Source organism: Oceanobacter sp. 4_MG-2023, from assembly GCF_030689165.1.
In the GTDB taxonomy this organism is placed as follows: domain Bacteria; phylum Pseudomonadota; class Gammaproteobacteria; order Pseudomonadales; family Oceanobacteraceae; genus Oceanobacter.
The window spans coordinates 1-13,819 of sequence record NZ_JAUYVV010000008.1 but is presented as its reverse complement, the minus strand read 5'-3'; the positions used below and the strand labels follow the sequence as shown (position 1 = coordinate 13,819).

Genomic DNA, 13,819 nt, shown 5'->3' with positions numbered 1-13,819 from the left:
AGAGGCCCTGTCCTCTGCGGTTGGCAGGCTTTATGGCTGTTGCGGTATTCCAGTAACCCCAGGTACAGCCCGTGTTGCCACGCCAGAACGTGACAACGCAAGGCCGACTACACAGCCAATGCTACCTTGACCATCTCTGCCAACGGTGTGGTCGGACGTCCAATCAGTTGACTCAGGGTTTTGCTGTCATCAAACAACCCGCCTTTTGATGCGCCGGTATCCGACTCCGCCAGCAGGGTCGCGATATAATCGGGCAGACCAGCCCCCATCAGGGCCGCAGCGTAATCGGCTTCGGGCATATTCTGATACACAATGGTCTTACCAGTCTGGGTTGCAATCTCACTCGCCAGCGCGGTCAGCGTGTAGGCATCATCACCCGCCAATTCATAGACCTTGCCTGCCTGCGACGCAGCGGATGTCAACACAGCAGCGGCAGCAGCGGCGTAATCCGCTCGTGCTGCCGAGGCAATACGCCCCTCCCCGGCACACCCGAAGACTGCGCCGTGCTCCAGTGCCGTCGGCACGCTGGCGGTATAGTTTTCGGTGTACCAGCCATTACGCAGTAACACATACGGCACATTGGACTCGGCCAACGCCTGCTCGGTCTGCTGGTGCTCCAGAGCCAGCGGTAACGGTGACTCGGCAGCATGCAGAATACTGGTGTACGCCAGTAATCCAACCCCTGCCGCCTGTGCAGCAGCAATCACATTCTGGTGCTGGGGGAAACGCTGCCCCACTTCGCTGGAAGAAATCAGCAGTACCTTGTCAGCACCTTCAAACGCCGCTGTCAGTGCCGCTGGCTGGCTATAATCTGCCGCTTTCACGACCACCCCCAGAGCTGCCAGGTCGGCCACTTTTTCAGGGTTGCGTACCGCCGCCACAATCTCTGCCGCAGGCAGTGTTTGCAGCAATGCGTCGATCACCAGACGGCCCAGCTGGCCAGATGCACCTGTTACAACAATCATGATTATTCCTCTTTTTTGGTTGGCGATTATTCATCGAGTGACAACAGGCTAGCCCCAATGCTAACTTTAAGTAAGTACCAACAAAAAGGTAAGTATGGAAATACATCATGACAAATACAGAACCGAGCACCTCTATCGACCAGGATCTCCCCCTTACCGAACAGTTAAGAACCGGCAACCTGTTCGCCAGCCCTTGCCCGTCAAGGGATGTACTCAAACACGTGTGTAGCCGCTGGGGGGTGTTGATACTGATCTCCCTGCGTGATGGAACACACCGGTTCAGTGAACTCCGCAAACGCATCGGGGGCGTCAGTGAAAAAATGCTGGCCCAGAGCCTGCAGGCACTGGAGCAGGATGGCTTTATTGAACGGATTGCCTATCCGGTGGTACCGCCTCATGTAGAATACAGCCTGACAACCAGCGGCGAAGAAATCGCACGCCTGGTGGCCACGCTGGCCGACTGGATCGAAGTGAATATGTCGCAAATTACCGCAGCACAACAGCAACACCAGAGCCGCCAGGTCACCACTGACGAGAGTTCACGATGAACAAACGCCTGCTCATTATATATACCGGCGGCACCATTGGCATGGCACTGGGGGAACAGGGTTACCACCCGGTCACAGGCTTTGGCGACCAACTGGGGCAATACCTGCCTGCCCATTGTTATCCGGCATTACCACTCTATGACGTACTGGAACTGGACACCCTGATCGACAGCGCCAATCTGACGCCGTCCGACTGGCTCCGGATCGTTCGGCCGCTGCAACAACACTGGCAGCAATACGACGGTTTTGTAATCTTGCACGGCACCGATACCATGGCTTATACCGCCTCTGCCCTGTCGTTTATGCTGGATGCCATCAACAAACCGGTGGTTATTACCGGCTCTCAGATTCCTTTGATTGAAACCGATAGCGACGGCGTGGATAACCTCTGCCACAGTCTGTTACTGGCCGCCTCGGATGCCTTGCCGGAGGTTTATATTTGTTTCCATGGCCGGATTTTACGGGGCAACCGCAGTGTAAAGGTCAGCGCCACCGCCATGGCGGCCTTTGATTCCCCCAATTATCCCTGGCTGGGCACCGTCTCTTGCAGCGATAACGAGAACCAGGGTACCAGCACCGGCTGTCAATTTTCTCCGGCATCAGCACTTGTATCAGCACCGCTATCAACCTCTGGCATAACACCCTCAGCCACCCCGTTACCGCTCCACAAACCAACAGGGCCAACAACACAGCCCCTGCCAGAATTTCAGCCCGACGCTGTTACGGTGCTGACGCTGTACCCCGGAATCAGCGCCGGGATGGTTCAGGCCGTTGTGGATTGTCCGGCGGTAAAAGCCGTGATCTTGCGCAGTTACGGCATGGGAAATCCCCCCGACAATAATCAGGCTCTGATCGATGCACTGGCAGACGCCAGCCAGCGCGGTGTGGTGATTCTGAACCTGACTCAGTGCCAGCATGGTCGAGTGATCCAGGGCACCTACGCCACCGGGGCAACACTCAATCGCATTGGGGTGATCAGTGGTGCCGATCTGACGCTGGAAGCGGCCTTTGCCAAATTACACTGGCTGCTGGCAAGCGGTTGCAGTGCCGACACCATTCGAGCTCACATCGCGGTTGCCATTTGCGGTGAATGTAGCGAAGCCTGAACCCCTGTGAACTGACGGGGTACTGGTCAATCACCAGGTATCCCGCCCCTTATGCTTGATACAGGCACAGTCCTCTCGATCCTCTTAACAGATAGCCCGGTTTGCAATCAAAGTGATCGAACGACAGTTCATCAAACCGTCCTCCATGCAATAAAAATCACACAGTTTTATACGAACATAGATCAATAAATGACATATGTGGCCATTTTTGAACACTTGATCACTATCTTCGTCATACCGATCGCAGCTGCTCCATGCCATTTCTGTCCGACTCGCCATGGCGCCTGACCAGCGTGTAAAGCTCACTGTTTTTAAACTTGTATAGGGACCCAGCATGATCTCTCTGACCATCAATGGCACACCACAACAGCTGGAGGTAGCGGCCGATACGCCGATTCTCTGGGTGTTGCGCGATACATTACAAATGACAGGCACACGGTTTGGTTGTGGCATGGCGCTGTGTGGCGCTTGCACCGTCCATCTCGATGGCAACCCGATTCGATCCTGCGCAACGCCGGTCAGCTACGCGGCGGGCAAACACATCACTACCATCGAAGCGATGGAAAATGATGCCGTTGGCCAACGAGTGCAGGATGCCTGGATGGACGAAGCCGTTGCCCAGTGTGGCTACTGCCAGTGTGGTCAGATCATGAGTGCGGTAGCCTTGCTGAAGTCCAACCCCAAGCCCACCGACAAGGACATCACCAATGCCATGAACGGCAATATCTGCCGCTGCGGCACTTACCCGCGTATTCGCAAGGCCATTCACCGTGCAGCGTTATACACGGAGGTAAAGGCATGAGCACCTCAACCACAACCGACCCGTTATTGCTCGCCAATGTCAGTCGTCGAGGTTTACTCAAAGGTCTGGGAGCCGCTGGTGCACTGGTACTCGCTGCCCGCTGGGATCTGGCCGTTGCAGCCGAGGACGAGGCTCCAAAATACGGTGCCGATGCCATGCCCCATGGCTGGGTCGACAACCCCAATGTGTTTATCAGCATCGCTGTGGACGGCTCAGTCACTATCATTAACCACCGGGCCGAAATGGGTCAGGGTATCCGCACTAGTCTGGTGATGGTAATTGCCGATGAAATGGGCGCTGACTGGTCCTCTGTCAAAGTTATGCAAGCCGATGCCGACGAAGCCCGTTACGGCAACCAGAACACCGATGGCTCACGCTCCATGCGCCACTTTTTTGAGCCGCTGCGCCGCTGTGGTGCTGCCGCCCGTACCATGCTGGAACAGGCCGCCGCACAACATTGGCAAGTCCCGGTCAGCGACTGCACGACCACCGTCCATCAGGTAATTCATACCCCGAGCGGCCGAGCATTGTCGTTTGGTGAGCTGGCAACCACGGCCTCTGAGCTGCCGGTTCCGGAGCGCCAGTTCCTGCGCTTGAAAACCCGGGAGCAGTGGCGCTACATCAACAAACAACCCGATCAGTTGCCACCGGGCACTACGGAAAAAGCCGGTCAGCCAATGGCCATTGATGGCCGCGATATTGTCTCTGGCAAAGCCATTTACGGTGCCGATGTTATCCTCGACAACATGCTGTTTGCGGTGATTGCCCGACCACCGGTATACGGTGCCAGTATCCAATCAGTCGACGATAGCGCCGCCTTACAGGTGCCCGGCGTGGTCAAAGTCGTGCAGCTACCCACCGCCAGCATCGCTTCGGCCTTTTCGCCATTGGGTGGTGTGGCCGTCATCGCAAACAGCACCTGGGCGGCACTCAGTGGCCGCAAGGCGCTGACGATCACCTGGGACAACAGCAGCGCCGGTGATAATGCCGCTTACGACTCCGTTGCCTTCAAAGCAGCGATGGAAGCCGAGTCATTAAAACCCGGCAAAGTCGTCCGTACCCAAGGAGATATCCAGCAAGCACTGAACAGTGCCGACCAGCGCTTTGAAGCCAGCTATTATTCGCCGCATATGGCGCAAGCTCCGATGGAACCACCTGTTGCCATTGCCCACATCAAGGACGGTCGGGTCGAAGCCTGGGGGCCGGTTCAAAACCCGCAAGCGGCCCGTGATGGCCTTGCCAAACGTTTGTCTCTGGAAGCTGACAACGTCACCGTACACGCCACCTTGCTGGGTGGGGGCTTTGGCCGCAAAGCCAAGCCGGATTTCGTTTTTGAAGCCGCCGACCTGTCGCAAATCATGGACGGCCGTCCAGTCCGGGTGCAGTGGAGCCGGGAAGACGACTTGCACCACAGCTTTTTCCATACGGTATCGGTCGACCGACTCGAAGCCTCATTTAACAAAGAGAGCGAGGTCACTGGCTGGTTACATCGCTCGTTGTCACCCAGCATCAAGTCACTGTTTGGCCCCGATAGCGGCCACATGTCCGATATTGAGCTGGCCATGGGTGTGCGCAATATGCCGTTTGATATTCCGGCAATCCAGCAAGAAACCGGCGAAGCCATGGCCCACGTGCGTATTGGCTGGTTCCGCTCGGTGTATAACATCCCCCATGCTTTTGCGATCCAGAGCTTTGTTGCCGAGCTGGCTCATAAAGCCGGTAAGGATCACCGTGACTTTTTGCTGGAGTTGTTAGGGCCAGACCGTCAGATTGACCCGCGCAATCAGAATGAACCCTGGAACTACCGTGAAGACCCGATACGCTACCCGATCGATACTGCCCGCTACCGCGATGTCATCAAAACCGCAACCCGTAAAGCCAACTGGCCTGGCGGCACCCGTATTGCGGCACGCCGCGCCTTGGGGCTGGCGGTGCACCACAGCTTTATGTCGTACGCGGCGGTCGTGATGGATGTTGAGGTCAGCGAACAGGGTGAAGTCATCATTCACCGCGTCGATATCGCCTTTGACTGTGGCCCACAGGTCAATCCGGAGCGGATTCGTTCGCAGCTGGAAGGCGCCTGTGCCATGGGGGTCGGCATTGCCATGATGACGCAAATCACCGCCGGTGACGGCAAGGTACAACAGGATAATTTCCACAATTATCTGGTGCCTCGCCACAGTCAGGTGCCGAAAGAGATTCACATCCATGCGGTGAATGACCGCCTCGATGTGCCTATTGGCGGTGCCGGTGAACCTGGCGTACCACCGATTGCTCCGGCCTTGTGTAACGCCATTTTTGCCGCAACAGGCCAACGTATTCGCACCTTGCCAATTGCTGGCCAGCTGCGTACTGGCAACAGCTGAGGCGCGCTTAATACCATGGTGATGCCGTATCTTGATCAACAGGTAGTGGCGCAGGCGCTGGACTGGTTACACAGCGGTGAACCTGTCTGGCTCTGTACCGTGTTATCAACCTTTGGCTCGTCGCCACGAGAGCCAGGGGCGATGATGACAGCCCGTATCAATACCACCCAACGGACCGAGCATCTCGGTTCGTTATCGGGTGGTTGTGTTGAAGAGGACTTTCTTGAACGTTTGTTCGATGGTGAGTTTACGCAACCGGCGACTGTACTGACCTACGGTGCCGGTGCTCAGGCTCATGCCAGCGCTACGAATACCAACGCGACTAATGCCAGTGCTGGAACCGAAGCCAAAGTCCAGTTGCCCTGTGGTGGCACCCTGGTGGTACTGGTCGAACACTGGCAACCCGATAACCCCCATACTCTGGCCCATGCTCAGGCGATGCTGGCGTGTTTGTCTGGTAGCCATCAAGCCATTCGTGAAGTGTGCCTGGACGCTGCCCGACCACCCACTCTGACGCCTATTCCGGACACCCAATCAACTCCGGACACCCACTTAACTCCCCTCTTAACTATGGACACCCATCGCTGTATCACGCCGCCACCAGCAATGGTCGGCCGGGTGCAACAGCTCGACCAGCTCATACGCCTCCACATCGGCCCAAGCTCGCGCCTGATTATTGCCGGGTTATCCAGCGTCGCCCATTGCTGCGCTGAATTTGCGGTCGCACTGGGTTATGAAGTGATTGTCTGTGAACCACGGGAAGAAGAACGCCTCGGTTTTCAGCTGCCGGGGGTTATCCTAGACACCCGTATGCCATCGGCGTTTATCCGCCAGGCCGGGCAGTGTCATGCCGCCACTGCGGTGGTGGCGATGACACACGACCCTCGTATTGATGACCTCGCCATGATGGCGGCGGTCAAAACCCCGGCTTTTTATATTGGGGTAATGGGTTCCCGCCGCACCTCTGATGCCCGCGCCGCCCGGCTGATGCGCTCAGGTGGCTTGAGCAGCCAACAGGTGGAACGCTTGCATATGCCCATCGGCTTGGCGCTGGGCAGCAAAACTCCGGCTGAAATCGCCCTGGCGGTGATGGCCGATGTGGTGCGAGTGCAAAAAGGCCAGTCCCGTGACCAGCTCTGACCCAGCGGCCGTGCTCGGAGTGGTCATGGCTGCTGGTTACTCCCGCCGCTTTGGCGCGGAAGACAAACGCATGGCCTACTGGCCCATCACCGGCAGAACCTTGCTGGGCGAGACCCTCCACCAGCTGCAACAGGCATTAGCCAACCTGGTGGTGGTGATTCGGCCGGAAGACTCACCCCAAGCGCTGGGGATTCCTGGCGCTTGTCAGATCATCCATGCCCCCCATGCCGCACAAGGTCTGGGGGCCAGTATCGCCGATGCGCTGGACGTCATTCAGAGATCCGGCCAATGGCAGCAATCACACAGCCTCGCCCTGATGCTGGGGGATATGCCGACGCTGCAACCCGCCTCGGTGCGCCAGTTGCTGCCGTATGCCAGCGAGAAACAGATTGTGCGGCCGATCTATCAGGGCCAGCCGGGTCACCCGGTGGTGTTTGGTCGTGACTATTGGCCAGCGCTGCAGCAGTTATCCGCAGACAATGGCGCTCGGCAGGTGCTGCAGCACCATCAACAGCAGGTTCGCCGGGTTGCCGTAGCAGACCCCGGGGTGGTTCACGATATCGACACTGCAGCCGCATTAACCGCAGCCTTCACCGCAGAAAATCCGGCACCACGGTCATGAACCGCAGAATGATACGGAGCACGACAGAACACACTATTTGCCACAAAGCGGCATCTGACCGAATGGAATACACCTTTTTGCCGCAGTACCCCTGCCGTCCTGTTTTCTTGTGGGCGGTTATTGCATAGTCCTATCCGGTTATTATTTACCGCTTGTTCATCTCCACTTTGCAGGAGCATCACACCATGTCCAGCCTGTTCGACACCATCCAGATGGGTGATCTGGCACTCAACAACCGTATCGTTATGTCACCCCTGACCCGCTGTCGAGCACCAGGCCGTATCGCCAACGCCCTGATGGTCGAGTACTACCGCCAGCGGGCCAGCGCCGGGCTGATCATCAGCGAAGCCACCGCCATTTTGCCCATGGGGGTCGGCTATCCGGACACCCCGGGGATCTGGTCGGATGAGCAGGTCAAGGCCTGGCAACCCATTACCGAGGCCGTACATCAAGCAGGCGGTAAAATAGTTTGCCAGCTGTGGCATGTCGGACGGGTATCACACCCGCATTATTTGAATGGTGAAACGCCGGTATCTTCCAGCGCCGTCGCCTTGCGCAGCCACGTGCGATTACTGCGGCCCCAGGTCGATTACCCGGTACCGCGGGCACTGGAAATCAATGAAATTCCCGCCATTATCGAGGCCTACCGGACAGCCGCCCAAAACGCCAAAGCCGCCGGGTTTGATGGTGTCGAATTACATGGAGCCAACGGCTATCTGCCGGATCAGTTCCTGCAGTCCAGTACCAACCAGCGCACCGATGCCTATGGCGGCCCGATTGAGCACCGCGCCCGCTTTATGCTCGAAGCCACCGATGCCCTGATTTCAGTATGGGGAGCCAGCCGCGTAGGGGTTCACTTGTCGCCCGGATGCGACACCCAGGATATGGGCGATGACGACCCGGCAGCCACTTTTGGTTATCTGGTTGATGCCCTCAACCAGCGGGATATTGCTTTTATTTTCAGCCGCGAAGACCTCAACCAGACCGATGCTCTGACTCCCCAACTACGCAAACGCTTCAACGGCACCTGGATTGGCAATATGAACCTCAGCCCGGATAGCGCCAGCCAATTACTGGCCGACAACACGGTTGATGCTGTCGCCTTTGGCCGTGACTACATCGCCACCCCGGATCTGGTTACACGCTTACAAAATGGCAGCGCCTTGAACGAAGGGGACCACAACACCTATTACAGCCCCGGCAGTGCCGGTTATACCGATTACCCGACACTGGATACCGCGGACTGACGATTAACTGGCCCGATGCACGGTCGATAATAACGACGCAGCACCCACAAACATCACCGCAAAGCTGCGATTTAACAAACGCTGCTGACGCGGTGATTGCAAGTAACGTAATACTTTCGCAGCCAGGCCGGTGTAAATCGCCATCACCACCAGATCTACCGCCACCATGGTGATCAGCATAACGCCATACTGAAGTGGTAAAGCCGCCTCTGTATTCAGGAACTGCGGCAACACCGCCAGTATAAATACGATGGCTTTGGGGTTACTCATATTCACCAAAAAACCTTTCAGAACCAGTCTGGCTGGTGATTCACGCCGGGTGTCCCGGGCATGCTCCACCTCGTCATCCAGATTTGCCGGAGTGGCGTGCCATTGCAGCCAGCCCAGATAGACCAGATAGCCCACCCCAAACCACTTGATGACCTCAAAGGCCCAGGCAGACGTCGCCAGCACTGCACCAACGCCAGCCACTACCACCCCGATTTGTACAACCAGCGCCAGCTGTAACCCAATCACATTCCAGTAACCGTGACGAAACCCATACTGCAAGCCGCTCGACATCGACGCCACCGCGCCAGCGCCAGGAGAAAAACTGATCACCCAACAGGCAGTAAAAAACGTTAGCCAAATATCCAGTGCCATAACAACCTCTCAAACAAAATAACAAGCAAAACAGCCAGCCCAGACACAGAGCCCCTACCCAGGTGACAAGGCAACCCACGGGTGCAGGATGATGACGCCAACGATCGTCGAGTGGTAGCATATCCCGTCCCGGAACAACACGCGCCAGCGCCCGCACCCCCCGCTGACACGGCTTATTGCACAGGGTAACCATCATTGGAATGTCTTTTACAGGCAATACGGCAGCACGAAGCAGAACTCAGGGCTTTTTTACAGCAACGAGTCACCGACAAAACGATCGCAGAAGACCTGCTGCAAGAAGTACTGCTGCGTACACTGCAACAAGGTGCCAGGTTCTGCGCCGTACAACAGCCCCGTGCCTGGATGTTTCGTGTTGCCCGCAACGTCATTATTGATAATCATCGCCGACAACATCCACTGAGCGAGTTGCCGGAAGATATACCACAGCCGGACTCGACCCCGGAGCTGGATGATATCGATCTGCTCTCGGAATGTCTGAGCCGTAATCTCGCCCGTCTGAATACCACAGACAGGGAGATACTGGAATATTGCGACCTCAATAACCAGACGGTGAAATCCTACGCCACCAGCGCAGGGATCAGCCTGTCGGCAGCCAAGGCCCGCCTGTTACGCGCACGCCAGCGACTGCGTCACTCGCTGGTTGAACACTGTCATGTCCAGTTTGATGAACAGGGCAAGGTTTGCAGCCATCGTCGGCCGTCGTCCTCCAACTGACGGCATCCGGCTTGAGCCAGAAGCCACAATCTGACCGCGGCATGATCCATAAGATATCAACCATAAACAGTTATAAAAAAAACCTGCATCCTTTTGCTGGCCCATGCGTCTTCAGTAACAGACACACGCAAGAGAGCGCACGATGTTCCAGATATTCACCGATTTCGCCAGCTGGTTGATCTACGACCTGCTGGGCTTCCTGCCCGAGACCAAACTCGGGGATGCGTTACATTTCTTTGTCGAAGACGTCAGCAAGATCTTTGCACTCTTGCTGGTACTGATTTACATCATCGCCCTGTTACGCGCCTCTCTGAATGTCGAGCAAGTGCGTGATTATCTGGCGGGCAAAAATCGCGGCATTGGCTATTTGCTGGGTTCCGGCTTTGGAGCGATTACCCCGTTCTGCTCCTGTTCCAGTATTCCCGTGTTTCTCGGCTTTACCTCCGCCGGTATTCCGGTCGGGATTACCATGTCGTTTCTGATTACCTCCCCGCTGATCAACGAAGTCGCGGTTCTGTTACTGCTCAGCCTGCTGGGCTGGAAATTCACCGTCCTTTACGTCGTGGTCGGCATGATTGTGGGTATGCTCGGCGGGCTGTTTCTCGACAGCATCCGCGCCGAACGCTGGCTGCAGTCCTTTGCTGCCAAAGCGCTGGCAAATGGCCGCGCCCAGCAAACCGGCAACGACAACTCAGCTGAAGTTCAAGTCATGTCATTCCATGACCGCCACCTGTTCGCCAAAACCGAGACTCTGGAGATTTTTGCCCGAGTCTGGAAATGGGTGATTATCGGTGTCGGTCTGGGCGCTGCGCTGCACGGTTTTGTCCCCGATGGCTGGATCGAACAGCACCTCGGCGCAGGCCAATGGTGGACAGTGCCTGCCGCCGTGCTGGTTGGCATTCCATTATATTCCAACGCCACCGGCGTCATTCCGGTGATGGAAAGCCTGATCACCAACGGCTTGCCGATTGGCACAACCCTGGCGTTTTGCATGAGCACCGTGGCTGCCAGTTTCCCCGAATTTGTATTACTCAAACAGGTCATGCAGTGGCGCTTGCTGGCGATTCTGTTCGCTATGTTGCTGGTGTCTTTTACTGTCATTGGCTGGATTTTTAACAGTGTGTTGTTTCTTTTATAAAAGAGGTTGTCGATGAAAAACATCAAAGTACTGGGCACCGGCTGTGCCAAATGCAAAAACACCGTACAAGTGCTGGCAGACAGCGCCCAGGCGCTGGGAATAGAGGTCAAGATTGAGAAAATTGAAGACCTGCCACAGATTATGGCTTATGGCGTTATGTCGACTCCTGCGGTCGTTATCGACGAAACAGTCGTACACAAAGGTGGCGTACCCACTAAAGACCAGGCCACCCAATGGCTGCAGGGCTAACCGCCTTCAAGGCCTGCCACGCATCACAGCCTATCTGATGGGTTCATCAACCCCAGATTAACGGCCTTGAGCGTGGCTTCGGCACGGTTACTGACCTGCAGAAACCAACTCCTGTGTCAGTTCACCTTCCTGAATAGCATCCATATAGATAGATACCAGCGCGCGCAACCAGCCAGCTCAATACATAAGCCAGCGCATTCAGCATGGTGATTTTACCAGCACCATTGTTACCAACCAGAACCGTCACGTTGGACGACCGTTTTTCTGTCGGGGCTAACAGAATATCCAGCGGCTCGAAGCTGCCCAATGTTGCGTAACTGAAAGAATTTAATTTCCATCGTTGATTCCAACAAGCCTTTGTTGCTGGTTTAACTCCGAATTCATATTTACTACCGGGATGACAGGCTTAACACAGAGAAAACCTCTTTGACAGGTTGCCAGATATCACTAAGAACACTTCTGTTTCCAAAATAGTAGTCAAAACCTTTTTTCCAGCATTCCTGAGAATCCTCGCTTTCGAACATAAAATGCTCGGCGTTGAATGCACTGTTCTGTACCAGCTGTAAACCGATGATCACAGCCAGCTTTCTGGAGTAATGGTATGTCTCCTCATTGTCAGGCAGCAGTGTCGGGACTCCCAACAACGGCGCGATAACATCAGCGTTTGTACACCCTGATTGAATATTGTCATACACATCGGGGCTAAAGCAGGACACAAAAACACCAAAGAGTCTTAACAACCGTAATCCAGCGGTTTCATCCGGTGCCAATCCCCGACTAAGTGAATGGTAAACCTCAAGATATCTCGTAAAAGTCTCAACTTGTCTCAGTGACAGCTGATTTACCTGAATTAACTCACTGGCAAACGTAAAGTACTCTTTGTCAGTTTGACCCAGTCCGGTACCTGCCAAGATCCCACTGGATGACACCAGGTTGGAGTAATGCTTAACAGAAGCCAACAACCGGTTTTCACCATAACCATAGCCGACACGCCCACTAACATCTGCAGGCAATCGGACACTGAATTTCAGGAATTTGTCGAGGTATCGCTGGGCATCCACCAAAGGCCCATAACGGTGGTTGATGGCGGCACGGAGTTGTTTGGTATTGGTCACCAACACAAATTTCACATTCACCACATCAAAGGTGTGTTTGATCACCTCCAGCATCTGTACAGCAAAGTCAGGTCGGCAACGATCCAGCTCGTCAATAAAGATGACAATCGGAGAATCTGCAGTAACCTGGTCGGCCAGCGTGGCTTGCAGGGCCTTGAGGTTCTGTTGGGCTTTTTCGTGATCCTTCAGAACGGCAGCCACCGATGCATCAATGGCCTTGTTTGCCGAGTCCTGAAGGTGTTTTTCCAAGCCATCGGCAATATCGTCGGCATTTTCCTTTAACATATGACTCACACTGGCCTTGAAAGCCGTTTGGAGGCCATAACGAACCACAGGAATGGCCTTTTGCAGAAAGGTTCTCTTCGCCTCTCCCTCGAGAGCCTCGCCTGCTACAGCCGCCAGAACGGTCATCAGTGGATCATCCGCATGATCTGCCTGAAACGCATCCACATAAACCAGCCGATACCTTCCGTGCTCCGATCTGAACTTGTGAATCAACTTCTGGCAGAACTCGGTTTTACCCGTACCCCAGTCACCATCAATCACCATGGGAGATATTTCAATCGGTGTCGTTAGCAGCGTGATCACCTTATCGGCAATGCCAACCCGCTTGAAGTCATCCCGAAATTCAAACGTCAGGTCTTCCTGTTCACTCATCAGGCCAATACCTCCTTATCAATGGTTACCCGCCGATTACCAGAGTCAGCGGCTGCATCCGGGCTTTCCTGTGAGCACTGGATTAATATCCGTCATCAACATTGCCTGTTGTCAGGGAAATATCCTGATCCCTTAACCACTGAATGCCTTTTGCCGTGGTCTGATAGGCCTGCTCTGGGTGGTTCACTACCTCGGGGAATCGGTAATCAATCAGTCCTTCTTTTTCCCTGAGTTCTCTCAGGTGATTATGTTTGAGAGACCGTTCTTCACGACTCAGTAGCTGAGCCAGTTCGTCTGCTTTATAGGGACGCAAGCCACATAGCCAGACAAGAATAAGCCAAAGTTTGTCTTTTCTTGCTTTTGGAGAAAGTTGTTTGATTTTCCCCTGAAGTGCTTCAGCCAGATCCAACTCACTTGTATTTGCCTCGAGGTCACTTGTATTTGCCTCGAGGTCACTTGTATTTGCCTCGAGGTCACTTGTATTTGC

14 protein-coding genes and 1 pseudogene are annotated in these 13,819 nt (G+C 55.2%); 10 read left to right on the top strand and 5 right to left on the bottom strand.

Annotated features, from left to right (window positions below; translation table 11 throughout):
- Positions 1 to 107: 107 nt before the first annotated feature.
- Positions 108 to 965, bottom strand: a complete 858-nt coding sequence (locus Q8W24_RS07630) for an SDR family oxidoreductase (RefSeq protein WP_305474932.1) — start codon at positions 963 to 965, stop codon at positions 108 to 110.
- Positions 966 to 1,072: 107 nt separating this feature from the next.
- Between Q8W24_RS07630 and Q8W24_RS07625 the strand changes: the two genes are divergently transcribed.
- From Q8W24_RS07625 to Q8W24_RS07595, 7 genes are all read left to right on the top strand, one after another.
- Complete coding sequence (locus Q8W24_RS07625; RefSeq protein WP_305474930.1) at positions 1,073 to 1,513, top strand: helix-turn-helix domain-containing protein; 441 nt, start codon at positions 1,073 to 1,075, stop codon at positions 1,511 to 1,513.
- A complete protein-coding gene (locus tag Q8W24_RS07620; protein ID WP_305474928.1) occupies positions 1,510 to 2,619 on the top strand; it encodes an asparaginase domain-containing protein in 1,110 nt (369 codons plus the stop codon). The genes Q8W24_RS07625 and Q8W24_RS07620 overlap by 4 nt, the downstream gene beginning before the upstream one ends.
- Positions 2,620 to 2,953: 334 nt before the next feature.
- Entirely contained in the window at positions 2,954 to 3,421 is a 468-nt protein-coding gene (locus tag Q8W24_RS07615) for a (2Fe-2S)-binding protein (protein ID WP_303431070.1), read from the top strand.
- Positions 3,418 to 5,787 (top strand): molybdopterin cofactor-binding domain-containing protein, encoded by a 2,370-nt coding sequence (locus tag Q8W24_RS07610; RefSeq protein WP_305452964.1) that lies wholly within the window; start codon positions 3,418 to 3,420, stop codon positions 5,785 to 5,787. Before Q8W24_RS07615 ends, Q8W24_RS07610 begins: the two co-directional genes overlap by 4 nt.
- Before the next feature lie 15 nt (positions 5,788 to 5,802).
- Entirely contained in the window at positions 5,803 to 6,927 is a 1,125-nt protein-coding gene (locus Q8W24_RS07605) for an XdhC family protein (RefSeq protein WP_370693316.1), read from the top strand.
- Positions 6,928 to 6,952: 25 nt separating this feature from the next.
- Positions 6,953 to 7,549 carry a nucleotidyltransferase family protein gene (locus tag Q8W24_RS07600; RefSeq protein ID WP_305474927.1) on the top strand — a complete coding sequence of 199 codons (597 nt, stop codon included), beginning with the start codon at positions 6,953 to 6,955 and terminating at the stop codon, positions 7,547 to 7,549.
- 185 nt (positions 7,550 to 7,734) lie between these two features.
- Entirely contained in the window at positions 7,735 to 8,796 is a 1,062-nt protein-coding gene (locus Q8W24_RS07595; RefSeq protein ID WP_305474925.1) for an alkene reductase, read from the top strand.
- 3 nt (positions 8,797 to 8,799) lie between these two features.
- Here Q8W24_RS07595 and Q8W24_RS07590 read toward each other — a convergent pair whose 3' ends face one another.
- Positions 8,800 to 9,438 (bottom strand): LysE family transporter, encoded by a 639-nt coding sequence (locus tag Q8W24_RS07590; protein WP_305474924.1) that lies wholly within the window; start codon positions 9,436 to 9,438, stop codon positions 8,800 to 8,802.
- A 195-nt stretch (positions 9,439 to 9,633) separates the two neighbouring features.
- Here Q8W24_RS07590 and Q8W24_RS07585 point away from each other — a divergent pair, with 195 nt between their 5' ends.
- The 3 genes from Q8W24_RS07585 to Q8W24_RS07575 all read left to right on the top strand — a co-directional run bounded on the left by Q8W24_RS07585 (position 9,634) and on the right by Q8W24_RS07575 (position 11,560).
- Positions 9,634 to 10,173, top strand: coding sequence for a sigma-70 family RNA polymerase sigma factor (locus Q8W24_RS07585; RefSeq protein ID WP_305474923.1), 540 nt, complete (start codon positions 9,634 to 9,636; stop codon positions 10,171 to 10,173).
- A gap of 142 nt (positions 10,174 to 10,315) precedes the next feature.
- Complete coding sequence (locus Q8W24_RS07580; protein ID WP_303431078.1) at positions 10,316 to 11,311, top strand: permease; 996 nt, start codon at positions 10,316 to 10,318, stop codon at positions 11,309 to 11,311.
- Positions 11,312 to 11,323: 12 nt separating this feature from the next.
- Positions 11,324 to 11,560: a thioredoxin family protein gene (locus tag Q8W24_RS07575; RefSeq protein ID WP_305474921.1), complete on the top strand. Its 237-nt coding sequence runs from the start codon at positions 11,324 to 11,326 to the stop codon at positions 11,558 to 11,560.
- Between the two features lie 121 nt (positions 11,561 to 11,681).
- Here the strand turns inward: Q8W24_RS07575 and Q8W24_RS16900 are convergent, their stop codons facing one another.
- The 3 genes and pseudogenes from Q8W24_RS16900 to Q8W24_RS07565 all read right to left on the bottom strand — a co-directional run.
- Positions 11,682 to 11,867, bottom strand: coding sequence for an ATP-binding protein (locus tag Q8W24_RS16900; RefSeq protein ID WP_370693315.1), 186 nt, complete (start codon positions 11,865 to 11,867; stop codon positions 11,682 to 11,684).
- Between the two features lie 82 nt (positions 11,868 to 11,949).
- On the bottom strand, positions 11,950 to 13,332 hold the full coding sequence (locus tag Q8W24_RS07570; protein ID WP_305474920.1) for a KAP family NTPase: 1,383 nt from the start codon (positions 13,330 to 13,332) through the stop codon (positions 11,950 to 11,952).
- An 82-nt stretch (positions 13,333 to 13,414) separates the two neighbouring features.
- Positions 13,415 to 13,819, bottom strand: a pseudogene (locus Q8W24_RS07565) (ATP-dependent DNA helicase RecG); the annotation flags it as partial.